This window comes from Salisediminibacterium beveridgei (genome assembly GCF_001721685.1).
Classification (GTDB): domain Bacteria; phylum Bacillota; class Bacilli; order Bacillales; family Salisediminibacteriaceae; genus Salisediminibacterium; species Salisediminibacterium beveridgei.
On sequence record NZ_CP012502.1, the window covers coordinates 215,034 to 239,683 of the forward strand.

Here is a 24,650-nt window from a genome sequence, read left to right on the forward strand (position 1 = left end):
TTCTAATGCGAAGAGACTAAATGAAGAAAAGGTGATGGTATCATGCAAAATGCCTGGTTAATCCCGGTTTTTCCGCTGATCGCCTTTCTGATCCTGCTGTTCTTCGGGAAATTCCTGAAAGAAAAAGCAGCCTGGGTCGGAATAACAGCCTTGGCCTTATCGTTCGTGCTGTCAGTGATTGTGCTGTTTGAACGCATAGGCGGAGAAACCTACACATACGTGATCGATTGGCTGAATTTCGGCGATCATGTGATTTCCATGGGCTATGAAGTGACACCCCTGAACGCAATGATGCTCATTGTCGTGACGGTGGTCAGCCTAGTTGTCCATATCTTTTCGAGAGATTACATGCATGACGATAATCGGATTCACGTGTTCTACATGTACTTAGGATTGTTCTCGTTCTCGATGCTCGGACTTGTCCTTGCACCGAACGTACTGCAACTGTTTATTTTCTGGGAGCTTGTCGGACTCTGTTCCTTCCTGCTGGTGGGATTCTGGTACTTCAAGCCCGAAGCAGCCGCGGCTGCAAAGAAAGCTTTCCTCACCACCCGTATTGGTGATGTAGGCCTGCTCTTAGGTCTCGTGATCCTCTACAACCAGGTAGGAAGCTTCGACTACGGTGACATTTATGCCGCTGTGGAAAATGGGATGATCAACGACGCGATGGTCACAACGATCGCACTGCTCGTATTCCTCGGTGCAGTTGGTAAATCAGCCCAGTTCCCGCTGCATGTCTGGTTGCCGGATGCCATGGAAGGTCCAACACCGGTCAGTGCGCTGATCCACGCTGCGACGATGGTTGCAGCAGGTGTGTATCTCGTCGGGGTCATGTACCCGGTATTCCTGGCGTCTGAAACAGCCTTGACGGTTGTCGCGTACACCGGTGCGATCACAGCGTTCTTTGCTGCGACCATCGCACTGGTTCAAACCGACATCAAGCGCGTACTTGCCTTTTCCACCATCAGTCAGCTTGGATTCATGATCCTTGCGCTGGGTACGGCAGGCTATGTTGCCGGCTTGTTCCACCTGATGACCCATGCCTTTTTCAAGGCGTTGTTGTTCCTTGGTGCCGGTAGTGTGATCGTTGCCGTTCACCACCGCCAGGACATCCGCGCGATGGGCGGTTTATGGAGCAAGATGAAGATTACATCGATCACGTTCCTCATCGGGGCACTCGCCATTTCCGGGATCTTCCCGCTGGCAGGCTTCTGGAGTAAAGAAGAAATTCTTGCCTCCGCCCTGTTGAACGGTGACCCGCTGCTCTTTACGCTGGCGCTTGTTACCGCGTTTATGACGGCATTCTATATGTTCCGTCTCTTCTTTCGAACCTTTACCGGAGAATACCGCGGGGACTCGGATGAAGCGAAGGCGCTGTATCCGGAAGAAGAGGATGACCACGGGCACGACGATGACCACGGTCATCACGGCGAGCCGAAAGAGAACTCCGGCTTTATGACACTGCCGCTGGTCGTACTTGCAGGACTTGCAGTGGTTGCCGGGTTCGTCAACCTGCCGTTCTTGGGTTATCCGCTTGAAGGCTTCCTGCTTCAGGACTTGAATCTCGGCACCCAGCCGCACGGTGCACTCTGGCTGGCGCTGGTTTCCATCGTTGTTGCAGTGGCGGGTATTGCGCTTGCGTACCTGATGTACTTCAAGAAGAGCATCTCCGCAGATAACCTTGCCAACTCCGCATCCGGAGCGTACAAGGTCCTGTATAACAAATATTATCTCGATGAACTGTACGTCGCAGTCTTTGTCCGACCGATTGTTGCATTGGGCCGATTCCTCTGGGAAGTGGACAAAGTCATCGTCGATGGCTTCGTCAACCTGATCGGAAAGCTGACCAGCACATCCGGCAGTACAATCGAGAAAGCCCATAACGGTCAACTTCAGACGTATGGTGTGATTGCAGTAATTGGAGGAATCGTGATCATCGCGCTTGCCTTCGTTCTAGGGGGGTATCTCGGATGATTGGAAATCTATTAATCTGGCTCATCGTCTTGCCACTTGTCGGCGCGCTGATCCTGTTGGCCATTCCAAGCGAGCAAAAAAATGCGATCCGCTCCATCGCAACCGTGATGTCCGGTGTTGTCCTTGTTTTGTCCCTGGTGATCTGGGGCTCATTTGACCGAGCGGTATCCGGGATGCAGCCGGATATGTACATGGTCTATGAATGGTTCAATTTAGGCTTTTTACAAATCAATTTTGAGATCGGTGTCGATGGCCTGTCCATGCCGCTGATCGTTCTGACAACAATCGTCACCACCTTCTCGTTATTCGCTTCCTTCTCCATTGAGAAGCGCGTGAAGGAGTTCTACATCTGGACGATGGTGCTGTTGTCCGGCATGCTCGGTGTCTTCGTGGCACTCGATATGTTCTTGTTCTTCCTGTTCTTTGAACTGACGCTGATTCCGATGTTTTTCTTAATCGGTATCTGGGGCGGGAAGCTCAGGGAATATGCCTCCTTCAAGTTCCTGGTCTATACGGGACTTGGCTCGGGGATCATGTTCCTGACGTTCATTGCCATCTTCGTCAAAGGTGCCGAAGCGATGATGTTCCAGGAAACATCCTTCAGCATGATCCGCCTGGCGGAAATCTATGCGAACCCGGCGAATCCGGACGTATTGACCGGTGGCGTCAAGGGTGCGATGTTCCTGTTCCTGTTTCTCGCTTTTGCCATTAAGTTACCGGTATTTCCGTTCCATACGTGGCTTCCAAACGCCCACGTTCAGGCACCGACCGCAGCCAGTATGATCCTGGCCGGTGTGCTGTTGAAAATGGGTGGGTACGGACTGATCCGCGTCGGTTTCGGGATTTTACCGGATCAGGCCGCACGATTTGCCACGCTGATTGCGATACTCGGGGTTGTGAACATCATTTACGGTGCACTTCTCGCTTTGGTACAGACCGATTTGAAGTCACTTGTGGCTTACTCCAGTATCAGTCACATGGGGATTGTCCTTCTCGGTATCGCTTCCTTCACAGAAGCAGGTATGCAGGGTGCAATCTTCCAGCTGGTATCACACGGCTTTATCTCAGCGCTTCTGTTCTTTATGGTCGGGGCCATTTACGAACGAACCAAGACCCGGACCATTTCCGAACTGGGCGGCTTGTCGAAATCCGTACCGATCCTTGCAGGGTTTATGCTTGCAGCGGCCATGGCCTCTGTGGGTCTGCCGGGACTCTCCGGATTCGTCAGTGAACTGCTCGCGTTTATCGGCATTTTCGGTGCCTCCGCAGATCTGATTCCAGCTGCGACACTGCTGGGCGTCATCGGGGCCCTCGGGATTATCTTAACAGCCGCCTATCTCCTCTGGGCGATGCAGCGCACCACGTTCGGTCCGATGAAAGAGAAGTACGCGGAACTGAAAGATGCCCGTCCGATGGAATATGTACCAATGGTGGGACTGTTCGTCTTCATCATCCTGATCGGGGTTTACCCGTACTTGCTCAGTGACGTAATAAACACTACAGTTATCGACCTTGTGTCGAAGATAGGGGGTTAAAGACATGTTAGCTTTTAATGCCGATTGGTCTTTAATGACTCCGGAAATCGTCTTAGGCGCACTGGCACTACTCGTGTTCACGCTGGATTTCATGACCGGGATTCACCGGAGAAAGCCGTTTATCGGCCATCTCTCCGTCTTGTCCCTGGCCGTGGCTGCTATCCTTGTGGTGGTGATGAACACCACCACAGGGAACGTCGGCGCAACGTTCATTGTCGATCCGTTCGCGATGGTGTTTAAGCTGATCATCCTGATTGGTGTGGCCCTCGTCATTCTGACGAGTCTCCACTTTCTGGACCGTAACGATGATGTGTATCAAGGGGAGTATTACTCCATCCTGCTGTTCGCAGCCCTTGGTGGTATGGTGATGGTGTCCTCCGCGGACCTGATCACGCTCTTCATCGGTCTGGAAATTCTAAGTATCTCGTCTTACGCTTTAGCCGGATTCAAAAAATACAACCGAAATTCATCGGAAGCCGCGATCAAATACCTCGTTCTCGGGGGAACGGCATCCGCCTTCATTCTGTACGGGATGTCCTACCTGTTCGGTTTGTCTGGAACGACAAACGCGTTCGAAATCGGACAGATGATGCCGGAACTTTTTGCGGACTATCCGCAAATGATGATCATTGCATTTGTGATGATGCTTGCAGGCTTCGGCTTTAAGGTTTCCGTTGTGCCGTTTCACATGTGGGCGCCGGATGTTTATTACGGTGCACCCACACCGATCACCGGTTTTCTGACCGTTGTGTCGAAACTGGCCGGTTTCGCGATCTTGATCCGCGTGTTCACGGTCGCATTTGGCGGCATCTATGCGGAATGGGCGATTGTCCTTGCGACGATTGCAGCCATTACGATGATCGCCGGTAACTTTATTGCTCTGACCCAGACGGACATCAAGCGCCTGATGGCATTCTCCGGTATTGCGCAGGCCGGTTATCTCCTGGTGCCGTTGGCAACGATTCTCGGGGATGCATCGACGACCATCATTGCGTTCTACTCGGTGGCGTACCTGTTGATGACCCTCGGTGCCTTTGCCATCATTACGCTCGTCACAGAAGATGCAGGCGGCAAAACCGGACTCGATGTCTTTGCCGGACTGTATAAGCGCTCGCCTTACATGGCAGTGGCTTTGACGATCTTCTTCCTGTCACTGGCGGGCATGCCGTTTACCGCCGGATTCATCGGCAAGGCGAACATCTTCATTATCGCCATTACCGGTGAGATGATGTGGCTTGCGGTCATTATGATCATCACATCCATCGTCAGCTTCTTCTACTATTTCGGTGTGATGAAGCAGATGTTCATGGTGGAACCCAAGGCCAATGATGAGAATTTGAACGTACCATCAAGCATCAATGCGGTCGTGTCCATTACGCTTGCCGCAACGGTGATTCTCGGGATCCTCCCGAACCTTCTGCTTGATATCTTTACGACCTTTAACTGGATGGCCTTTTTCTAAGCCGCCAGCGATACTGAAAAACCGCCTGGAGATCCAAATCCAGGCGGTTTTTTGTGTACAAGAAGGAGGATGAAATCCAGGCATTTCATTCGGTGGAATGCTCAGCTGGGGGACAAAGCGGATGGGAGAATCGTCTGGACCATCGTGAAAATCGAATGGATGGGAGCGGTGGCCCTCTTCGTATCGATCTGATGCGTGAACGGCGTCGATTAAAAAGCAATACCCATGCCATGGCCCGAAAAGCAACAACGAATGTTCGGTAATGCTTAAAAATGAGCATAATGAACTACGATAAATTCGGGAATTACGCCCTTCATCCGTAGTCAGTGACTGAAAAATGCTATATGATAAGGAGAGTTATGGTATTTGAACTGATATTGACAACGAACGACCAAGAAATGACATGGTGAGGCAAGTGCGTCAACCGGTGCAGTGCAGGAGGCAAGTGACAGTGACGTCATTTACTGAAATGCTGCATGGGCAGCGTTTGACCGGACATCAGCTCATCACACAGGAGGCAACCGACAGATATGATCGACCAACTTGGCCAGCAGTCTCTTTTTAACATTCTGATCAGCCTGATGGTGCTCGTTCTCGTATGGTGGTCTGTACAGTCCATTCGTATGGAACTGTTTTTGAAGGACCCCGACGGCATCAGAGCCAAAGCGTTCATGGTGATCATCACCATTTCGCTGACCTACCTCATCACAGGATTTATCTTGAATTACCTGAACTGGTCGCAGTCGCTGAGGTTTTTATTCTAATTGACCCTGCTAATCATCGAAACTTAATCCATTGAAAATAAATTGTAATCGTCCTGTAACCTGTTTACGATCGATGACGACTAAAATTTGATGAGTACATAGCAAATATGTGTGTATTCGTAAATCAGTAATGCCAATGAGCCAACGATTAAACAGAAACAGAGAACATCGGGGAACATGCCCGGTGCATGAAAATTCCATTTAAACGATTCATCAAGCATTAAATGGACCTGGAGGGAAAAGATAGTGGAAAAAATTATCGTACGCGGAGGACAGCCCCTGGCGGGTACCGTCCGGATTGAAGGCGCGAAAAACGCGGTACTGCCTGTTATTGCAGCATCTTTACTCGGAGGCAATGGCAAGAGTATCATTCATGATGTACCCCAACTTGCAGATGTATACACGATTAATGAAGTACTGCGCAATTTAAATGTTGATATTGAATATAATGAAAAAGATGGCACAGTCGAAGTGGATGCTCAGCGCGAACTCGGCGTCGAGGCGCCGTTTGAATTCGTGCGGAAAATGCGCGCTTCGTTTCTGGTGATGGGGCCTCTCCTCGCCAGAAAAGGTCATGCCCGCATTGCTTTACCCGGCGGTTGCGCCATCGGGTCCCGTCCGATTGACCAGCACTTAAAAGGCTTTGAAGCCATGGGTGCAGTCGTTGAAATCGGCAGCGGATTCATCGAAGCAAAAGTCGAAGATCGTCTGCATGGCGGGAAAGTCTATCTCGATTTTCCAAGCGTTGGAGCCACTGAAAACATTATGATGGCGGCAACGATGGCACTGGGAACAACGATTATTGAAAATGCTGCACAAGAGCCGGAAATTGTCGACGTGGCCAACTACCTGAACGCGATGGGCGCCAAAGTCCGCGGTGCCGGTACGGGGACCATCAAAATCGAGGGCGTTGATGAACTCAACGGTGCAGAGCATACAATCATCCCCGACCGCATTGAAGCAGGCACATTCATGGTCGCCGCAGCCATCACAGGCGGAAATGTCCTGGTGGAGAATGTGCTCTCCGAACACATCCGTCCCCTGATCGCCAAGATGACCGAAATGGGCGTCGTCATTTATGAGGAATCCACAGGCGTTCGTGTCATCGGAACGGATTCACTGAAGTCTGTCGATATCAAAACGATGCCACACCCAGGTTTTCCGACAGACATGCAGTCGCAGATGATGGCGATGATGCTTGTGGCAAAAGGCACCAGTGTGATTACCGAAACCGTCTTTGAAAACCGCTTCATGCATGTGGAAGAATTCCGTCGCATGAATGCAGATATTAAAATCGAAGCCCGTTCCTCGATGATCACCGGCGGCTCCAAGCTGCAGGGTGCTGAAGTCATGGCAACGGATCTCCGCGCAGGAGCGGCCTTGGTTTTGGCCGGCCTTGTCGCGGATGGCTACACCCGCGTCACGGAACTCCGTCATATCGATCGTGGCTATGTCGATTTTGCCGGCAAACTGAAGGCATTAGGCGCTGACATTGAACGGGTCGATGAAGACAGTGAAGTAGAAGCTGCGGAAACAGCCCGGGTAGAAGCAGCCCGAAAATAACACAGAGTCCCTGTCGGTATGATTAAGATGACCGAGCAGGGACTTTTTTACGTGGAAAAACCTCCTGTTCATCTGCTTTTTGTGATAAAATAATAAAATGGAATAAACATGTGCGCAGGAAGATGTTTTAGGATACATAAAATTTTTTCGGCGGATGTCAGGAGGACTAGAAGACTATGTTTGGAAGAGATATCGGAATTGACTTAGGAACTGCAAATGTACTGATTCATGTAAAAGGACGAGGCATTGTGTTGAATGAGCCGGCGGTGGTCGCGATGGATAGCCAGACGGGCAGAGTATTGGCCGTTGGCGACGAAGCATTCCGGATGGTCGGGCGTACACCAGGAAACATCATTGCGACAAGGCCATTAAAAGACGGAGTCATCGCAGACTTTGAAACAACGGAATCCATGTTGAAACATTTTCTTGAAAAAGTCCGCGTAAAAGGCTGGTTTACCAAGCCGCGCATCCTGATCTGCTGCCCGACGAACATCACGTCCGTGGAGCAGAAGGCGATCCGTGAAGCTGCCGAAAAAAGCGGCGGAAAGAATGTCTATATCGAAGAAGAACCGAAAGTCGCCGCCGTTGGAGCAGGGATGGATATCTACCAGCCAAGCGGGAATATGGTCATCGACATCGGCGGGGGAACGACGGACGTTGCCGTTCTCTCCATGGGCGAAATTGTCACAGCCCAGTCCATTAAAGTTGCAGGGGACCGGTTTGACCACGATATCCTGACGTACATTAAAAAAGAATATAAATTATTAATCGGTGAACGCACAGCTGAAGATATTAAGAAAGAAGTCGGGACGGTTTACCCGGGTTCAAGAGACGAATCCATCGAGATCCGTGGACGTGACCTCGTCAGCGGATTGCCACGTACGATAGCCATCGAATCGGAAGAGATCCGTATTGCCATGCTTGAAGCAGTGGATCACATCGTTCAGGCGGCGAAGAATGTGCTCGAACAAACCCCGCCTGAGCTGTCAGCTGATATCATTGACCGCGGTATCATCATCACCGGCGGCGGCGCGTATTTACACGGCATCGATAAACTGCTGTCTGACGAATTGAAAGTACCCGTCATGGTCGCCGAAAATCCGATGGACTGTGTGGCGATTGGTACAGGAATCATGCTTGAAAATCTTGATCGCATCAAGAAAAATATGAGTGTTTGATACAAGGCTGTGACGGATTAAACCAAAGAGGTGACAAGCAATGCTGAGAGGATTGTATACAGCAGGCGCCGGGATGATTTCCCAGCAGCGCAAACAGGAAATGCTGACAAACAATATGGCGAATGTCAACACCCCGGGCTATAAAGCGGATCAGGGGTCATTGCGGACGTTTCCGAATATGATGATTCAGGCAATGGGCACCGATCACCAGATCAGCGGCAGAAGCCCTATTATCGGTGAACTGAGTACCGGTGTGTACATGCAGGAAGGGACACCGAATTTCCGGCAGGGGGATCTGAGGGAAACGAACAATTCGACAGACATCGCCCTGCTTCAGGCGGATACGCCCATTGATGACGAGACCGGCCTTCCGGCGATGCTTGCTTTTCAAGTCCAAAACGATGACGGCGAACCGCGCTACACCCGCAACGGGGACTTTACGATCGACAGCGACGGATTTCTCACGATGGGCAGCGGACACTACGTCCTTGGGGTGGACGGTGACCCTATCGAAGTGGGGAACGAAAATTTTCGCGTGAATCAAAACGGGGAAATATTTACTGATGATGCAGAAGAAGAACTGCTCGGTCAGCTCGACGTCCTGCTCATTCCCGATTCGGGCCAACTGGTGAAAGAAGGCAACGGGTTTCTCCGTTATGACGGTGATGAAGAGATCGCGAGTATCGTTGGCGACGACGACATCCTCTATCAGCTTCAACAGGGTTATGTGGAGCGTTCCAATGTGGACGCAGGCCAGACAATGACAGAGATGATGGCCGCACTCCGGAACTTTGAAGCAAACCAGAAAGTATTACAGGCATACGATCAGAGTCTGGAGCGGGCTGTCAATGACATCGGCCGCCTCCGCTAATCACGGCGTGAAAGGGGATCATCCAGTATGAATCAATCGATGATTAATTCTGCAGTGACGATGGGTCAGCTGCAGCACAAGCTTGATACAGTCGGGAACAATCTGGCCAATGTCAACACGATTGGCTTCAAGCGTCGTGATGTCAGTTTCAATGATCTGTTGTTCCAGCAGGTGAATAACTTGAACCGCACTGAATTTGAGGGCGGCCGGGAAACACCACTGGGCATTCGACGTGGATCCGGAGCCGTTGCCGGACAAACGGAGATCCGTTTCGATCAGGGCACCATCCGCGAAACAGACCGGGAACTGGATTTTGCCATGACGGAAAAAGGCCACTTTTTTGAAATTTCACCCGATGCCAACGGCAATCGGCAGTTCACCCGGGAAGGGAACTTCTACTATACGCCGAACCCGGCAAATGATGCGGAGAATTTCATCGTCAACAGCCAAGGGGATTTTGTTCTTGGGGCAGACGGTGAACCGCTGGTGGTTCCGGTACCGAATAACGGGGTATCTGTATCTGCCAACGGAACGATTTCGGTTGATCTCGACGACGGGGATGTCCCTGTGGACGTCGGCCAGTTCCAAACCGTAAATATCACCCGGCCTCAGCTGTTGGAGAACGTCGGCGAGAACAATTACGTTTTCGGCAATCTTGATGAGCTGGAGCTTGGTTTTGACGACGTCCTCGAAGAGACGGCTGGTGATGAGGTGATGCGCCAGAATGCACTGGAAATGTCCAACGTCAACATGGGTCACGAAATGACGTCGATGGTTGAAGCACAGCGGGCCTATCAGTTTAATTCAAGCGCCATTGGCATCACCGATCAGATGAAAGGTCTTGTCACTAATCTTCGCTGACTGTATGCGGGGAAACTTGCGGCAGTGAAAGAAGGAGTTTACAGTTATGAGTAATTCAAAATCAAACAATGACAAGCCTCAAGCCAATAAAAACGGTGATACCAAGCCACTTGAGCGTGCAGCCCGCGATCATAAAGGGATTAAGCACTTCAAACCGGATCCGGACAATGCGGATGAGAGCGAACAAAAGCTTCGTTCACAAAAATCGGATGAAGGTGAAGGTAATGGCAAGAAAAAGAAGCGCGAGAAAAAATACCGCATGCGCCGTTTTCCAATCATCCTTCGTGTTGTCATTGTGCTGGCGCTGATCGCTGGTGCTGCAATTCTAGGTGCGATGATCGGGTACGGCATTGTCGGAGAAGGCGGCGACTACCGCGACGTCCTCGACCCCGAAACCTGGTGGTACATTCACGACATCATCTTCTCAGACACCGAATTTGAACGAGAGCGTTAATACGTCAGGACATATTTCTGAAATCCCCCAAACACCGGGGGATTTTTTTCGTAGTTACTAGAAGAGTATAACTGCCATACAGGCTTCCACCAATGGCTTGGCGGGACCGCGGAAGTGCGTGCCGGATCTAGACGAAAGGCAGTTTGCGGACCGGCGCTTGCATCAAGTGCCCAACTTACCGAACAATAAATATTAAACGTAGGCTTTCGGTCGAATGTTCAGTTGAGCGTTTTCCGTATCATTTCTCGACAAATACCAGCGAATGGTCTTTTTCGGCAAAAAAACCGTTGCTGAATGGATACAAGTTCGTTGATGTGAGCAGTTCATCAGGAAACAACAGCCTGAACGCATGAATCAAATCAGCGAGGACTTTGTTCGAGTCCATATCCGAATCGCACGCTTTGCACTGATACCGCTTTGAGGTCAGGCACCGGAAGCAAAACACGGTCATCGTTCCCCGTAAGCAGATCATCCAGTACACGCTCTCCAACATATCCTTTTCTCTGATATTCCAGCCGCTGACGTTGTTCGTCAGACAATACCAGACGCTTCGACAGCAAATTGATCCGCTCGAGTTCCGCCGGCATCTCCCGCGCATACAAACACCCATCCAACCACCTGAATCGAAAGTAAGTTCGTATTTATGGTGTACGAAAATACGTTCTTAAAAACGGGCAATCCTGTGACGAAAAGGCTGCCGGCCTCTTGCCAGTCATAAACATCCCGTGTAAACTGAATGGTAGTTACAATTATGAGGAGGTCCTAACTATGAATCTCGACATCAACGACATCAAAGATATCATCCCGCACCGCTATCCCTTTCTGTTGGTGGATAAAGTGCTGGAGGTAGAAGAAGGCAAACGTGCCGTCGGCATCAAAAACGTGACGGCGAATGAGGAATTTTTCAACGGACACTTTCCCGATTATCCTGTGATGCCCGGTGTGCTGATTATCGAAGCACTGGCGCAGGTCGGTGCGGTCGCCATGCTCAAACCCGAAGAAAACCGCGGTCGTCTGGCCTTCTTTGCCGGGATCGACAAATGCCGGTTCAAAGCGCAGGTGAAACCAGGTGATCAATTGAAACTCGAAGTGGAGATGGTGAGGTTTAAAGGAGCGATCGGCAAAGGCAAAGCAGTTGCATCGGTGGATGGTGAGACGGTAGCCGAAGCGGAGCTCATGTTTGCTCTAGGTGAGAAACAAGAATAACAAAGTCATCTCAACCCTTGCAGGGCCTCCCTGTAAGGGCTTTTTTTACAGAAATATGACCGAATTCTGTGAGACTGTGTAATGGCTATGGTAGATTATCTAAAATGCCCCAATTTGGTTTCGAGGACCCCGATAAGTGAAATAGACTAAACAGACGATGAGAGATCATCGTTTCTGCAAGAAAAATCTTTGACGAACAATTGCTCATCTGAAGCAAAGCCGAAAGGGAGGATGTAAACGATGAAAAAGAAAGCATTAATCGGTATTTTTTCCACTTTACTGGCGTTAGGGACACTCGGAGCATGCGGGAATGTGGATGACCTGAACGAGGACCTGAACGACGATCCGATGATGGAAAACAATGACCCTGCAGACAACAATTTATAAAAAGTCCGTTTTAAAAAGATTTAAAATTTGAAGGAGGAATTACAAATGAGAAAAAAACTATTACTCACAATGCTGTCCGGAATGTTGACGATTGGATTTTTGGGCGCGTGCGGAAATGTAGAAGACTTGAATGACGATCTCAATAATGATCCAATGATGGAAAATAACGACGGCATGAACGATGACATGAACAACGACATGAACAACGACGTATAAACGCGGATCATTTACCCCCTTTGATTAATCTTAATAGATGAAAATGCACCGCACTTCGATTTTAACGAGGTGCGGTTATATTTTGGCTTCAGAGAAACAGTCACTTTCAAGAATTAAGTATTCTTTCATATTGTTAAGCCGTTTTTCACAACATTTACCAAAAACGATGAAACACTACGTAAAAGGCGCGAAAGCAATTGCCGCAGTGGCTTCGAGACGTTATGCTGACTACAGGTTGCAAGAGAGCAGCCAATCTTTAAGCACCAGGAAAGAAAAATAGGAGGATGAAACACATGAAGAAAAAGATGAGTTTAACAGCAATGGCAGGCGTATTGTCATTAGGAGTACTCGCAGCTTGCGGGAACAACGACACTGTAGATATTGATAACAACTTCAATGACGATCCTGCAACAGAAGAAAATAACGGCATGGACGACGATATGAATAACAACATGGACGATGACATGAACAACGATTACAATGACAACGAAGACATTGACGAGAATGACTGGGATGACGTAGAAGACAATGACGACATGGAATCAGATCTGGAAGATGAAGACGAAGATGTCGTAGAATAATGTGTACTGCCTGCAACCACACGCTTTTGCGTGTGGTTGTTTTATTAAATCAAAAAGTTCCCAACCATAAAGGCTGGGAACTGGATTCATTCAGAGAACGGTGGCTTTTTAAACGCCAGGGACTTCTTTTTTATCCTCGTCCATTGAGGAATGTGTTTCCTGGTAGACTTTCGGGGTCTTACCCACTTTTTTACGGAAGACCTGGGTGAAATGGCTCTGACTTGAGAATCCGACATGTACTGCGACATCGGAAATGTCGTTCTGGCGGTCTTTGAGCAGGCGCTTCGCCAGGTTGATCCGCTCGTCCGTGACGAATTGTAAAATTGTCTTTCCGGTTTCTTCCTTGAACAGCGTACCGAAATAGCGGGGGTTCAGCCCCACCTCCTGGGCGACGTTGTCGAGTCGGAAACTGCTGTCGAGATGGTTGCGGATATATTTGATGCCAATGATCACCGACTGGGAATAGGATTCCTGCCGATATTCATCCACCATGTCGAACAAATCGTAGAACATCTGCTGGAATAACTTGAGCAGATTGCCCATATCATCTGTCTGTTCCACGCGGGTAATGAATGCATCTGAGTAGTGCTGCAAATCCCGGAAATCGATACCGACCTGAGCCACCCGGCGAATGGCGACAGATACCCCGGAAATCAGTACGTTTTTATACGCACGAACCGGGTTGCCGTTCCCGATGGGCGGAATCGGATACTTATCGAAGTCCCCGATCCGTTCAAGCACCGAGCGATCGCCATTGACCAGTCCGTCGAGAAAATCCTGTTCCAAAGTAAACGGTGCGTGGTCCACAGGCTCATCACTGTAAGCCCCCGGCACAGCACGGCGCACTTCGTAAAAATCTTCACCCTCTTCAATGGAGTCCACGACACCTGTATAATCCAGCGTCTCCAGCTGTTCAAGGAGAAGCTTCACATATTTCAGCTGTACAAATGGTAAATTCGGCGTCTTCTCGTAGTGCTCCTGTAAAAGCGCTTTATCCTGAAGGGAGAACCCACCATTGTAAAACAGAGCATCCCAGCGTTCCTGCGTCATTTCATGCACCTGAACCGGCCCGATAAGAAGCATATCGATGTGATGTTCCTGACTGCCCGCGCTGCGGACAAAATAATGCTGATGCAAATCGTCGACGACAGCACCTGTCTCGTGACCGCTTAAGCGACGGACTCTGTCTGCAGCCAGTTTGATGATATGATCCATACGCTTCAATGGATCGATTTGCGTCCTCGGCATCTGCTGATAACGCGTACCGTCCGATGATAGATAATGGATTGGGATGCCAGTTGTATAATAAAATAAGTTTAATGCTTCCTGTTGCATATAAATTCCCTCCGAACAATTAATTATCTGTTCTTATCTTACCTTTAGTGAGCAGGGATTCACAAGAAGAAATCATCTATTATCAAACTTTTTTATAAAAATACATCAAATTAACTACAATATTATCCATCTGCCTAAAATTTCAGCCAACGTCGGAATTGCAGGAAAGAATATGATAAAATACAGGTTGTGACAAGAAGCGTATCCGTTAATTCAACAGACAGGGGACCTGTACATGAGTGATCAGCAACTCTTACGCGGAACCGCCATCATGACCGCGGCGATTTTCGCATCGAAAATCCTTGGTATCATCTATATCTTTCCCTTTCAGGCCATCGTCGGCCTCGAGGGGCTTGCATTGTATACATACGGCTACACGCCCTACACGATCTTTTTGAGTCTCTCGACGCTCGGAATCCCGATTGCGATCTCGAAATTCGTCTCCAAGTACAATACGCTCGGTGATTACGACACGATCCGGCGCCTGTTTCGTTCCGGGCTCGTCGTCATGACCCTGACCGGCATCGCGGCCTTTTTGATGCTGTTTTTCCTGGCTGAACCCATTGCCAAACAGATCCTGAACCCCGATGAACTTGAAGGCGGCACCAGCGTGGCAGACGCCGTTTTCACCATCCGTATGGTGAGCGTCGCCTTAATCATCATTCCCGTTATGTCGTCGATCCGCGGCTATTTTCAAGGCTTCGGAATGATGGGGCCGACCGCCATTTCCCAGGTGATCGAACAGCTCATCCGCATTACCTTCATTCTGATCCTGACCTGGCTGATCATCGATATCTGGGGCGGCGAACTCGGCACGGCCGTCGGGTTTGCCACGTTCGGGGCATTTGTCGGTGCGTTGGGCAGTTTCGCAGTCCTCACGTATTTTTACCGGAGAACAGGCCAGTTTCTCAATGATCAGAATGTCGAAAAACAACAGATTCACCCGGAACAGACAAAACGGGAACAAAAATCCCTGCCGGAGATTTACAAAGAACTGATTGCCTATGCGTTGCCGATCTCGCTCGTTGGCCTTGCGATTCCGCTCTATCAGATGATCGACCTGTTCACGTTCAATGATGCCATGATGGCCGCCGGCTTCACGCAGGCCGAGGCAATTAACTATTTCGGTGCCTACGGTCAGGCGGTGCATAAGCTGGTGCTGATCCCCGTCACCATCGCCACGGCCATGTCGCTGACGATTATCCCGACGGTGACCTCCGCTTTCACGTCAGGAGACGGTTCGAAGCTGCAAGGGCAGATCACACAGATCTTTCAGGTGATCTTCTTCTTCACCGTCCCGGCTGCTGTCGGCCTGATGGTACTCGCTGCGCCGGCTTACGGCACGCTGTACAGCATTGAAGACGTGCACATCGGTGCGCCGATCTTGCAGTTTTATGCCCCGGTGGCGATTCTGTTCGCCGTCTTCGCCGTGACGGCAGCCCTCCTGCAAGGGTTGAACCGGCAAAAAATTGCGGTACTGGCCCTGTTGATTGGCATTCTTGCCAAGCTGGTCCTGAACATCCCGCTGATCACATGGTTCGGAGCAACGGGCGCCCCGATGGCTACCGCGATCGGCTACGTCCTGGCGATTGCCCTGATGCTCTGGTCGGTTGCCCACTTTGCACGTTTTGACTTCACATCCGTCTGGAAACGGTTCGTGCTCATCACCATGTTTGCAGCCGTCATGGCCGCTGGTGTACTGATCGTGCGTGTTCTTCTCGAAGCCTTGACAGGCATGGACACGAAGATGGATTATGTACTCGTTACGGTGCTGTCTGTCATTACCGGTGTCGTCATTTATTTCGGGCTGACCCTTCAGACAGGGCTCGCACAGCGTGTCCTCGGGCACCGCATCAACCGTCTGATTCCAAGACGTTTTCGAAGTTAATTCATTGAAAGGTTGCGCTCACATGCATGTAAAAATCGCCTGGCTGGCCGTTGTCTTCTGGATGGGCCTGATCTTCTTTTTCTCTCACCAGCCCGGACAGGAATCTGCTGCCCTCAGTTCGGGCATCACGCAGCAACTCCACTCGATCCTGACCTGGCTGCCGTTGATTGATTTTGAGATTGGACTGCTCCATGCCCTGGTGCGAAAAGGCGCGCACTTTGTCGTCTACCTAGTGCTCGGCATGCTGCTTCTGCACGCCTTACGCACATCGGGGATCCTGATACAAAAAGCCGTGTTCTTCAGCTGGTTCATCAGCACGATCTATGCCGCAACGGATGAGTACCATCAGACGTTTATCCCCGGACGCGTCGGGGACCCGGTGGATGTGGTGATTGACAGCGCCGGTGCGGTGACGGGAATCATCATCTATCTTGCGATTCACGGGCTCATCCGCTGGAAAAAACGGGCCTGACAGACTTTCTCCCCCTGGAATCGGCATTGATTGGGAGTGCCATTCGCAGCTCGGTATGCCAGCCATCGTACAGTCACGGGATAGTCAAAACTGCACCGGATATCCGGTGCAGTTATTTCGCATGTATTCGACAATTTATCAGAAAATCAGCCCATAACCCAATAAGCATGTCTTTTCGCCTAACGTCAAGACAAAAATCTGTGATTTTTTTCGTGGAAAAGTGAATTGTTTATACGTGATGAACCCTTTTATGACAGGATCCGGAATAATTATCAGAATTGTTTACCCCGATTGAAATACAATTGTAATCTTTTACACATACTCATGCAATGAAGTGGTGTTAAAGTAGCAGATGTGAAGAAAAAATATCAGGATTTGTCGAATGGGGGAGCACGTGGTGAAAAAATCATTTATTCTTGCAGCAGTGTTAGCTGGGTCGTTTACAGTGTTTGGTGTACATAATGTTGCAGAAGCCACTTCAGAATTGGAATCAGAACGTGAGAATGTACAGGATGAGCGCGAAGACATTCAATCCGAACTATCAGAAGCTGAGCAGGAACTTGCAGATTTAATGGCCGAGATTGAAGACATAGAGAAACAGATCGCCAACATTGAAGACGGACTTCAGGCGAACCAGGAAAAAATGGATCAGACCGAGGAAGAAATCGCCGAAAACGAAGCCCGTGTCAAAGAGCTCGAGGAAGAGATTGAAATCCTTGAAGCCGACATTGAAGAGCGCTTTAACCTCTTGAAAGACAGAGCGAGTTCTTATCAGCGTAATGGTGGACCGACGTCCTCCTATATTGAAGTCATCCTTGGATCTGAAGGTTTCGGCGATTTTATCAGCCGTGTGCTGACGATCTCCCAAATCGCAAAAGCGGATAACGATTTCATTGAAGATCTTGAACTGAAACAAGATGAATTGTCTGATGTTCAGGCCGAATTTGAAGAGACACTCGATAGCCTCGATGAGCAGATGGTTGAACTTGAAGGCATTGAGTCTTATATGGAAGATCAGCGTGAACAGCAGGAAGTGCTACGTGAAGAAGTGGAAGAGCACACTGCTGAGCAGGAATCGATGATCGAAGACCTCGAGAGCCAGGAATCAGAATTGGCTGCAGAGGAAGCGAGTCTTGCTGATCGAATCGAGGCAGAACTCGAACGTCAGCGTGAAGCCGAAAGAGCAGCAGCTCAACAGGCAAGCAATACATCAAATAACACATCAAATAACACATCAAACACAAGCACTTCAAACGGCAGCACCTCCGGTGGGTCCTCCAGCGGTCAGGCTGCATCGAATAACAGTGGCGGAGCATCCGGCTCAGCCGGCGCCGTCATTAATGCAGGACACCGCTACATTGGCAATTCGACTTACGTATTCGGTGGCGGACGCTCCAACCATGACATTCAGAATGGTCGCTTTGACTGCTCCGGGTATGTCAGCTGGGCCTTCTCACAAATCGGTGTGAATCTGCCGGCATCCACTGATGCCATGCTTCATTCCGGCCGGCGTATCTCAGCCAGTGAAAAGCGCCCTGGCGACCTCGTCTTCTTTGATACGTATAAGCGTAACGGTCACGTGGCCATCTATGCCGGTGGCGGACGTTTCATCGGTGCACAGTCCTCCACAGGCGTTGCTTATGCGAGCATGACTTCAGGTTACTGGGCGAACAACTTCCGCGGTGTTGTTGTACGCGTACTGAACTGATCTCAGTATCCTATATCATCGAGGGAAACGAGTGATCATACTCGTTTCCCTTTTTTATGGTTCTAAGTCAATTGTTGGGGTAGTGGCACTTTGCCGCTGTCCCTTTATTCTACTTTAAAATGTTCATTTTTGAATTGAAAAAGCTGAAAGCTTCCTGGAATTCACCAGAAGGCCTTCAGCTTTAATTATAATCCCAAATGGTCATTTAATTGGTCGGATATACGGGATCGTTCACTTTCTGGTACGTCCAAATAGTAGATGTTCTCAATCATGCGACCGCTGCCTTCTATGCTTAGAGAACGTATATCTTCCCGCACATGACTGTAATCAAAAACCAAGGTGTTCATCATATCAAAATCAAGGTTTGTCCGAATATTGTCTCCAAGACTATCAATGATCTCTTCTATTCTGGTCACGGACTGAAAACTGGCACCTTCATCAATAATACCTTCAACGACTTGCTGTTGACGTTCATTTCTCCCACTGTCCCCTTGCGGATCATCCTTACGCATCCGGGTGTATGCAAGAGCTTGATCCCCATCTAAATCGATGTTTCCTTTGTGAAACTCATAGTGATCCTGCTCAAAGTGAAAATCATTATAAACGTTCACTCCGCCTACAGCATCAACAAGGCTTGTGAATCCATCCATGTTCACTCGGATGACATAGTCAATCGGAACGTCAAGAAAGCGCTCTGTAGTTTCCATAGCAAGATCAGATCCGCCATAAGCATATGCATGATTAATTTTGTCTTTTCCAGGACGGCCGGGGATTTCAACTCTCGTATCCCGGGGGATGTTCACCATTTTCAAAGAGGCTTCCTCAGGGTTCATCGTGGCTACCATGATGGTATCACTGCGGCCTCTGTCATGGCTGCCTTCACCATCGGTACCTAGTAAAAGGAAGCTCGCAGCATCATTATCCTCAAGGCTGACTTCATGAATCCGACGTTCGGATCCGCCATTGCGGTCGAGGTCTTCTTGCATGGTTGTATTTACGGTATCCTGTGCCGATTGATACAATTGATTGGTGTAAACACCTGCAGCAGAAAGCATCAATAATAAAATTGCTACGGATATGAATAAGAATTTCATCTTTTTTGATAAGGTTTTTCTTTTTTTGGAACGTTCTAGTGCCATATTCAAACTGGCTCACAAAAGAGCCCACGCCCCCTCTTAATGATGTATTTTATAGACTACATTGTACCGTTTGAAAAGAACGATGTAAAACGATGTTCGTTGAAAGAAACCGAACACTTGGTTGATCATCTGTCATAGGGTGGATAAAATGAGGAATTTCTTTCTTTTTTAGTTCTATCGTTACTGTTAATGGACGGGGAATTAGTAGATAATGAAAGGGTGTCTAATTATAGTAAAAATAACATATTTATAAATTAAGATAAAATAGAGGGATATTTGGATTGACAGAGGGAGGATCAACGATATGCGAAACTGGGGTCCGAAAGTACTGCCGGTGTCTGCAGTTGCGGCAGCGGCGAGTGTGATGATGGTGGCACCGTCCGAAGCAAAAGCGTCATTCGGCTTGGAAACTCTCCATGAAGGAATGTCTTCAGAGAGCGTGGAAGAACTGCAGGAACTGCTCAGAGAGGAAGGGTATTTTCAATTTCACACATCAACCGGTTATTTTGGAGCGATCACTAAAGAATCGGTTAGACAATTTCAAAGAGACCATCAGTTAATCCCTGACGGGATTGTCGGGCCGTTGACCTTCAACGCGCTGCAGTCATTGCCTTCTGATAAGCCTGAAGCGGATCAAACCGAAATCGATCAAGAATCCTCCAGTCATAGTACTGTTGCTGATTCGAAGGTGACGTCACTTTCTGTCCGTTCAACCATGCGCGAAGGGATGAGTGGTGAGCAGGTTAGAAGATTGCAGACTGCCTTAAAACAAAAAGGCTATTTCGATTACGACACCGCGACTGGTTATTTCGGGACGATCACTTTAAAAGCGGTCAGGAAATATCAGCAATCAAGAAACCTGGCAGTAGACGGGATCGCCGGTCCATTAACATTAGGCAAACTGAACGAAGAACTCTCTTCAGGATCAACAAATGAAACTTCTGAGGCTTCATCGACTGAACCGCAGGTGAAAAGTTACACCACTGACCAACGAATTTCGGCCTATACGATACTGCTTCGAGAGGGCAGCGAGGGAGAGCAGGTCAGTCGGCTGCAAAATAGTCTGGCAGATCTTGACTATTTTTCAGGTTCTGTAAACGGCAATTATGACACCTCAACTCGAAAAGCCGTCGTTTCTTTTCAACGTAACGAGGGGCTTGAGCCTGACGGAATTGCTGGTCCAAAGACTTTTGCTTCACTTCTTTCTTTAGAGAACGGTGATCCGAACGATGCAGACTTACCTCCATCAGATCTTTCTTCGGATTTTCTCCTTAAAGAGGGGAAATCCGGGACACCGGTCAATGAACTGCAGGAACGCCTCACTGCCACGGGTCACTATGATCATGATGTGACAGGGTATTTTGGTCCGATTACACGCTCGGCAGTTCAAGCGTTTCAACAGCAATGGTCGATGGTTGACGATGGCTTAGTCACAAAATCAGTTTGGAAAAAGATTGAGGAAGTCTCTTCGGTATACTTGGACGTTGCCCCAATCCCTTCTTCTCCGGACAGCTACGATCCGATGAACGTCATCGCAGATGCAGGTGAATACATCGGAGCTCCTTATCAATTTGGCGGTGTATCGCCATCAGGATTCGACTGTAGCGGGTTTATACAGTACATTTTTAAGCAGAATGGAGTCGATGTGCCGAGAACTGTTGCGGAACAATGGCAGGCTGTCGATGAAGTGTCAAAACCTCGGCCGGGTGATCTTGTTTTTTTTGAAACCTACAAGGAAGGCCCTTCTCATAACGGGATTTACATTGGCAATAATCAGTTTATTCATTCGGGAACCAGTACGGGTGTTACGATTTCAAACCTGGAATCAACCTATTGGGATGATCGTTATCTTGGGGTTGGCCGGGTCAAATAACAATTTCAAACAGTTCCTTCAAGCTAAAATGAGGGGGCTGTTTTTTGTATGAAAACGAAACGTTTTTAGACTTAAAACGTCTTATAGTAATGAACATTTTACAATCTGATATTTACGTTTTCATTACGCTTCACGGTGATCATTTACTTCAAAGGCCCATTCGGCTATGATGATAAATAGAAACACGTGATCAAGTTTCAATGGAAAAGTGTTCACCCTATTATTAAACAATGAAAGGAAGTCACGACAAATGTGGTTAATTCCTTTATTTGCAGGAATGTTGCTCGTTCTTGCGATTATTGAACGAATCTGGCATCAAAAGAACATCGACAGCATCCCGATCCGGGTGAATATCAACGGTGTTCGCGGTAAATCCACTGTTACCCGTCTCGTCACAGGCATTGTGAAAGAAGCGGGCTATCGTACTGTGGGCAAAACGACAGGAACCTCAGCCCGATTCATCCCCTGGACAACGAACATCGAAACACCGATTGTCCGTGACCCGGAAGGGCCGAACATCAAAGAACAGAAAAAAGTCGTGGCCGAAGTAGCCAAGATGAAAGGCGAAGCGCTCATCAGTGAGTGTATGGCCGTCAACCCGGACTATCAGATTGTTTTTCAGGACGTGCTCTTGCAGGCAAATGTCGGTGTGATCGTCAACGTCCTCGAAGACCACATGGACGTCCTCGGACCGACACTGGACGACGTGGCGCACTCCTTCGTGTCAACGATTCCTAAAAACGGGCACCTGGTGGTTAATGACTCCCCTTATGTTGATTTTTACAAAGAAGAAGCGGCCAAGCGCAATACGACCGTGATCGTCGCAGACGCCTCGCGCATCAGTGAAGAATATATGCGTGAGTTTTCGTATGTGATCTTTCCGGAGAACGCAGCACTGGGCTTTGCCATTGCCGAAGCGCTCGGTATCGATGAAAAAACCGCCCGGGAAGGTATGCTGAATGCCCAGCCGGACCCGGGTGCCCTGCGTGTGACACCGATCGAAGGACACGAAACGCAGTCGTCTCCGTTCGTCAACGCCTTCGCGGCCAACGATGCCCATTCCACACTGGCGATTTGGGATCGTGTGCAGCAGCTCGGCTATGACGGCGATCACCCGATCGTCATCATGAACTGCCGCGCGGACCGGGTCGACCGGACCGAACAGTTTGCCCGGGACGTCCTGCCGAAAATGGCGATCGGGACACTGGTCCTCATCGGTGAGACAACGGACCCGATCTCAAAAGCATTCCGTCAAGGGCATATTAAAGCGGAGCACCTCGTTAATCTTGAAGGGAAATCCAGCCGGGAAATGGTCGAAGCCATCAAAGGTCAGATCAACGGCGATGTCATGTTTGGTGTCGGGAACATTCACGGCGCTGCAGAAGCCATTCTTGAATTACTTGAAAAAGAACAGGATGTCAGCATCGCCTGACCTCGAAATCATAAGGAGCTGAACCACTATGTTTGGAGCGGATTTATACATTACCTTTGTCGTCGGGATCGTCATCAGCCTTCTATACGCAGAGAAAGCAGGCGTTTTGCCTGGCGGAATCATTGTCCCGGCGTATCTGGCACTGATTTTTGATCAGCCGTTTTTTATCATGGCCATCTTTTTTATCAGTACGCTGATTTACTTTATCGTTGTACACGTCTTAAGCCGGATCACGATTTTATATGGAAGACGGAAGTTCGCAGCCATGCTGTTGACCGGCGTGGTGCTGAAGCTGACCTTCGACTATTTCTATCCGATTATCCCTTTTGAGATCTATGAACTGCGAGGGATCGGGGTCATTGTACCGGGACTGATTGCCAACAGCTTTCAAAAGCAGGGCGTCGTGATTACCGTGACCAGTACGATGATCTTAAGCGGGATCACGTTCGGCATTATGAGCCTCTACTACATGTTCTTTTAAGTGCAGATGAAGCAAAACGGCACAGTCCGATACCAATAAAGGAGCTGACCCCATGGTCGACCAATTACGCGCGAATAAACCGAAACCGCGCAAGCTCACCTGGCAGGAACACTTCCTGCGTATCATGAAAAAACATAAACGCCAGCTCCCTGTCCACACGTCGATCCTTGCCGCAGTGACAGGCGGCTTTCTTGTGGCTTCAACCCTCTATACCCCGGCAGAAGTACCGGACGTTGAACGCAGTGACAACAACGCCCTGACTGCAAGCTTCGTGGGTGACGTGATGCTTGGCCGTCACGTGCAGGACGCCGTGGACCAAAAAGGCTACGACCACCTGTTTGAATATACCGATCCCTTCTTTGCCGCATCCGACTATGCCACGGGCAACTTCGCTCACCCGGTGATCCCGGCAGACAGTGACCTGTCTCCGAACCTGGACCTCAGCGTCAACCTGAGAGCTGAACCGGAAAGTCTTGATGTGCTCGCAGAACGGAATTTCAAAGTGATGAACATCGCAAACAACAACATCTTTGATTATGACTATCTCGGGATGACCCAGACCCGGGACCGCTTTGACGATCACCCGGCAATCGACGCTACGGGCATCCAGACGTCGGTGCCAAATACCGGACCCGTGACTTTTGATCATATCCGGTACACGGAACTGGAGGGAAGCGGGCTGACTGTTGCGACCATTGGAATGTCCGATGTGATCGCTTTTGATGCAGGCGTCCGTTCCAACCGGCCGGGTGTCGCAACGTTTGATGTATTTGCCCATGTGATGCGTGCGATCATCGAAGCGTCTTCTCAGTCGGACATGGTCGTTGTTCACGCCCATTGGGGCGAATACTATGATAGCCAGGTGACGACCAGGCAGCAGGAAATTGCAGCAGCTATGGTCCATGCCGGTGCGGATATAATCGTCGGTCACAACCCGAATGTTCCAGGTCCGGTTGAAATCATTGACGACAGCGTCGTCTTTTACAGCCTGGGGAACTTTATATTTGATCAAGGCTGGTCAAGGTCGAAGCAATCGACACTCGCATACTATGAGCTGGGTGAAAACGGTGAAGCGTCGCTCTCCCTGCAACTATTTTCGCTTCGTGATGCCCAGCCGCGGCCGTTGATGAACACGTCGCTTGCGCGGCTGCAGATGGAAAATACATTCACGAAAATGCTCGAAGACGACCAGTGGACAAAGAACAGTGACGGGATGATCACCTTGACGCTCGATCACCGCCATATCCTCGGACTAGAGGAAGGAGATTAA

Annotated in this window: 24 protein-coding genes; 21 read left to right on the top strand and 3 right to left on the bottom strand. The window is 49.3% G+C overall.

Annotated features, from left to right (window positions below):
- Positions 1–42: 42 nt before the first annotated feature.
- The 10 genes from nuoL to BBEV_RS17725 all read left to right on the top strand — a co-directional run bounded on the left by nuoL (position 43) and on the right by BBEV_RS17725 (position 10,662).
- Positions 43–1,974 (top strand): NADH-quinone oxidoreductase subunit L, encoded by a 1,932-nt coding sequence (nuoL, locus tag BBEV_RS01025; RefSeq protein WP_069363759.1) that lies wholly within the window; start codon positions 43–45, stop codon positions 1,972–1,974.
- Complete coding sequence (locus BBEV_RS01030) at positions 1,971–3,509, top strand: complex I subunit 4 family protein (RefSeq protein WP_069363760.1); 1,539 nt, start codon at positions 1,971–1,973, stop codon at positions 3,507–3,509. Before nuoL ends, BBEV_RS01030 begins: the two co-directional genes overlap by 4 nt.
- Before the next feature lie 4 nt (positions 3,510–3,513).
- A complete protein-coding gene (locus BBEV_RS01035; RefSeq protein WP_069363761.1) occupies positions 3,514–4,971 on the top strand; it encodes an NADH-quinone oxidoreductase subunit N in 1,458 nt (485 codons plus the stop codon).
- Positions 4,972–5,024: 53 nt separating this feature from the next.
- Complete coding sequence (locus BBEV_RS17280) at positions 5,025–5,234, top strand: hypothetical protein (protein ID WP_157100884.1); 210 nt, start codon at positions 5,025–5,027, stop codon at positions 5,232–5,234.
- A gap of 267 nt (positions 5,235–5,501) precedes the next feature.
- A complete protein-coding gene (locus tag BBEV_RS01040) occupies positions 5,502–5,735 on the top strand; it encodes a DUF1146 family protein (RefSeq protein WP_069363762.1) in 234 nt (77 codons plus the stop codon).
- Positions 5,736–5,981: 246 nt separating this feature from the next.
- A complete protein-coding gene (gene murA / locus BBEV_RS01045) occupies positions 5,982–7,298 on the top strand; it encodes a UDP-N-acetylglucosamine 1-carboxyvinyltransferase (protein WP_069363763.1) in 1,317 nt (438 codons plus the stop codon).
- Positions 7,299–7,474: 176 nt separating this feature from the next.
- Entirely contained in the window at positions 7,475–8,476 is a 1,002-nt protein-coding gene (mreB, locus tag BBEV_RS01050) for a rod shape-determining protein (RefSeq protein WP_069363764.1), read from the top strand.
- A 40-nt stretch (positions 8,477–8,516) separates the two neighbouring features.
- On the top strand, positions 8,517–9,347 hold the full coding sequence (locus BBEV_RS01055; RefSeq protein ID WP_069363765.1) for a flagellar hook-basal body protein: 831 nt from the start codon (positions 8,517–8,519) through the stop codon (positions 9,345–9,347).
- A gap of 27 nt (positions 9,348–9,374) precedes the next feature.
- Positions 9,375–10,208, top strand: coding sequence for a flagellar hook-basal body protein (locus tag BBEV_RS01060; RefSeq protein WP_069363766.1), 834 nt, complete (start codon positions 9,375–9,377; stop codon positions 10,206–10,208).
- A gap of 46 nt (positions 10,209–10,254) precedes the next feature.
- Positions 10,255–10,662, top strand: a complete 408-nt coding sequence (locus BBEV_RS17725) for a DNA-directed RNA polymerase subunit beta (protein ID WP_232318238.1) — start codon at positions 10,255–10,257, stop codon at positions 10,660–10,662.
- A 359-nt stretch (positions 10,663–11,021) separates the two neighbouring features.
- Here BBEV_RS17725 and BBEV_RS01070 read toward each other — a convergent pair whose 3' ends face one another.
- Positions 11,022–11,249 carry a hypothetical protein gene (locus BBEV_RS01070; protein WP_157100886.1) on the bottom strand — a complete coding sequence of 76 codons (228 nt, stop codon included), beginning with the start codon at positions 11,247–11,249 and terminating at the stop codon, positions 11,022–11,024.
- A gap of 181 nt (positions 11,250–11,430) precedes the next feature.
- On the opposite strand from BBEV_RS01070, the gene fabZ reads away from it, so the two are divergent.
- The 4 genes from fabZ (at position 11,431) to BBEV_RS01080 (ending at position 13,052) form a co-directional block, all read left to right on the top strand.
- Positions 11,431–11,868 carry a 3-hydroxyacyl-ACP dehydratase FabZ gene (gene fabZ, locus BBEV_RS01075; RefSeq protein WP_069363768.1) on the top strand — a complete coding sequence of 146 codons (438 nt, stop codon included), beginning with the start codon at positions 11,431–11,433 and terminating at the stop codon, positions 11,866–11,868.
- A 240-nt stretch (positions 11,869–12,108) separates the two neighbouring features.
- Positions 12,109–12,255, top strand: coding sequence for a hypothetical protein (locus BBEV_RS17505; RefSeq protein WP_198155035.1), 147 nt, complete (start codon positions 12,109–12,111; stop codon positions 12,253–12,255).
- Positions 12,256–12,300: 45 nt separating this feature from the next.
- The gene (locus BBEV_RS17510) at positions 12,301–12,471 is read left to right on the top strand and encodes a hypothetical protein (RefSeq protein ID WP_198155036.1); all 171 of its coding nucleotides are present in this window, start codon (positions 12,301–12,303) and stop codon (positions 12,469–12,471) included.
- A gap of 293 nt (positions 12,472–12,764) precedes the next feature.
- The gene (locus BBEV_RS01080) at positions 12,765–13,052 is read left to right on the top strand and encodes a hypothetical protein (RefSeq protein ID WP_069363769.1); all 288 of its coding nucleotides are present in this window, start codon (positions 12,765–12,767) and stop codon (positions 13,050–13,052) included.
- 108 nt (positions 13,053–13,160) lie between these two features.
- On the opposite strand, the gene BBEV_RS01085 is transcribed toward BBEV_RS01080, so the two are convergent.
- Positions 13,161–14,387 carry an AraC family transcriptional regulator gene (locus tag BBEV_RS01085; RefSeq protein WP_069363770.1) on the bottom strand — a complete coding sequence of 409 codons (1,227 nt, stop codon included), beginning with the start codon at positions 14,385–14,387 and terminating at the stop codon, positions 13,161–13,163.
- A 235-nt stretch (positions 14,388–14,622) separates the two neighbouring features.
- Here BBEV_RS01085 and BBEV_RS01090 point away from each other — a divergent pair, with 235 nt between their 5' ends.
- From BBEV_RS01090 to BBEV_RS01100, 3 genes are all read left to right on the top strand, one after another.
- Positions 14,623–16,275: a putative polysaccharide biosynthesis protein gene (locus tag BBEV_RS01090; RefSeq protein WP_069363771.1), complete on the top strand. Its 1,653-nt coding sequence runs from the start codon at positions 14,623–14,625 to the stop codon at positions 16,273–16,275.
- Between the two features lie 22 nt (positions 16,276–16,297).
- Positions 16,298–16,747, top strand: coding sequence for a VanZ family protein (locus tag BBEV_RS01095; protein WP_069363772.1), 450 nt, complete (start codon positions 16,298–16,300; stop codon positions 16,745–16,747).
- 397 nt (positions 16,748–17,144) lie between these two features.
- The gene (locus BBEV_RS01100) at positions 17,145–18,455 is read left to right on the top strand and encodes a C40 family peptidase (RefSeq protein ID WP_084007457.1); all 1,311 of its coding nucleotides are present in this window, start codon (positions 17,145–17,147) and stop codon (positions 18,453–18,455) included.
- Positions 18,456–18,640: 185 nt separating this feature from the next.
- Here the strand turns inward: BBEV_RS01100 and BBEV_RS01105 are convergent, their stop codons facing one another.
- Entirely contained in the window at positions 18,641–19,549 is a 909-nt protein-coding gene (locus tag BBEV_RS01105) for an LCP family glycopolymer transferase (protein ID WP_084007458.1), read from the bottom strand.
- A 349-nt stretch (positions 19,550–19,898) separates the two neighbouring features.
- Here BBEV_RS01105 and BBEV_RS01110 point away from each other — a divergent pair, with 349 nt between their 5' ends.
- The 4 genes from BBEV_RS01110 (at position 19,899) to BBEV_RS01125 (ending at position 24,650) form a co-directional block, all read left to right on the top strand.
- Positions 19,899–21,467 (top strand): C40 family peptidase, encoded by a 1,569-nt coding sequence (locus BBEV_RS01110; RefSeq protein WP_069363775.1) that lies wholly within the window; start codon positions 19,899–19,901, stop codon positions 21,465–21,467.
- Between the two features lie 250 nt (positions 21,468–21,717).
- A complete protein-coding gene (pgsB, locus tag BBEV_RS01115) occupies positions 21,718–22,899 on the top strand; it encodes a poly-gamma-glutamate synthase PgsB (protein WP_069363776.1) in 1,182 nt (393 codons plus the stop codon).
- Positions 22,900–22,927: 28 nt separating this feature from the next.
- On the top strand, positions 22,928–23,380 hold the full coding sequence (pgsC, locus tag BBEV_RS01120; protein ID WP_069363777.1) for a poly-gamma-glutamate biosynthesis protein PgsC: 453 nt from the start codon (positions 22,928–22,930) through the stop codon (positions 23,378–23,380).
- A 52-nt stretch (positions 23,381–23,432) separates the two neighbouring features.
- Positions 23,433–24,650: a CapA family protein gene (locus tag BBEV_RS01125; protein WP_069363778.1), complete on the top strand. Its 1,218-nt coding sequence runs from the start codon at positions 23,433–23,435 to the stop codon at positions 24,648–24,650.

Bases quoted from the DNA above. Each gene is read 5' to 3' on its own strand.
- BBEV_RS01095 (WP_069363772.1), top strand. From the start codon at position 16,298: ATGCATGTAAAAATCGCCTGGCTGGCCGTTGTCTTCTGGATGGGCCTG.
- pgsC (WP_069363777.1), top strand. From the start codon at position 22,928: ATGTTTGGAGCGGATTTATACATTACCTTTGTCGTCGGGATCGTCATC.
- BBEV_RS01110 (WP_069363775.1), top strand. From the start codon at position 19,899: ATGCGAAACTGGGGTCCGAAAGTACTGCCGGTGTCTGCAGTTGCGGCA.
- BBEV_RS17725 (WP_232318238.1), top strand. From the start codon at position 10,255: ATGAGTAATTCAAAATCAAACAATGACAAGCCTCAAGCCAATAAAAAC.
- pgsB (WP_069363776.1), top strand. From the start codon at position 21,718: ATGTGGTTAATTCCTTTATTTGCAGGAATGTTGCTCGTTCTTGCGATT.
- fabZ (WP_069363768.1), top strand. From the start codon at position 11,431: ATGAATCTCGACATCAACGACATCAAAGATATCATCCCGCACCGCTAT.
- BBEV_RS17505 (WP_198155035.1), top strand. From the start codon at position 12,109: ATGAAAAAGAAAGCATTAATCGGTATTTTTTCCACTTTACTGGCGTTA.
- nuoL (WP_069363759.1), top strand. From the start codon at position 43: ATGCAAAATGCCTGGTTAATCCCGGTTTTTCCGCTGATCGCCTTTCTG.
- BBEV_RS01030 (WP_069363760.1), top strand. From the start codon at position 1,971: ATGATTGGAAATCTATTAATCTGGCTCATCGTCTTGCCACTTGTCGGC.
- BBEV_RS01085 (WP_069363770.1), bottom strand. From the start codon at position 14,387: ATGCAACAGGAAGCATTAAACTTATTTTATTATACAACTGGCATCCCA.
- BBEV_RS01055 (WP_069363765.1), top strand. From the start codon at position 8,517: ATGCTGAGAGGATTGTATACAGCAGGCGCCGGGATGATTTCCCAGCAG.
- BBEV_RS01035 (WP_069363761.1), top strand. From the start codon at position 3,514: ATGTTAGCTTTTAATGCCGATTGGTCTTTAATGACTCCGGAAATCGTC.
- mreB (WP_069363764.1), top strand. From the start codon at position 7,475: ATGTTTGGAAGAGATATCGGAATTGACTTAGGAACTGCAAATGTACTG.
- BBEV_RS01070 (WP_157100886.1), bottom strand. From the start codon at position 11,249: ATGCCGGCGGAACTCGAGCGGATCAATTTGCTGTCGAAGCGTCTGGTA.
- BBEV_RS01125 (WP_069363778.1), top strand. From the start codon at position 23,433: ATGGTCGACCAATTACGCGCGAATAAACCGAAACCGCGCAAGCTCACC.
- BBEV_RS01105 (WP_084007458.1), bottom strand. From the start codon at position 19,549: ATGAAATTCTTATTCATATCCGTAGCAATTTTATTATTGATGCTTTCT.
- BBEV_RS01060 (WP_069363766.1), top strand. From the start codon at position 9,375: ATGAATCAATCGATGATTAATTCTGCAGTGACGATGGGTCAGCTGCAG.
- BBEV_RS01040 (WP_069363762.1), top strand. From the start codon at position 5,502: ATGATCGACCAACTTGGCCAGCAGTCTCTTTTTAACATTCTGATCAGC.
- BBEV_RS17510 (WP_198155036.1), top strand. From the start codon at position 12,301: ATGAGAAAAAAACTATTACTCACAATGCTGTCCGGAATGTTGACGATT.
- BBEV_RS01080 (WP_069363769.1), top strand. From the start codon at position 12,765: ATGAAGAAAAAGATGAGTTTAACAGCAATGGCAGGCGTATTGTCATTA.
- BBEV_RS01090 (WP_069363771.1), top strand. From the start codon at position 14,623: ATGAGTGATCAGCAACTCTTACGCGGAACCGCCATCATGACCGCGGCG.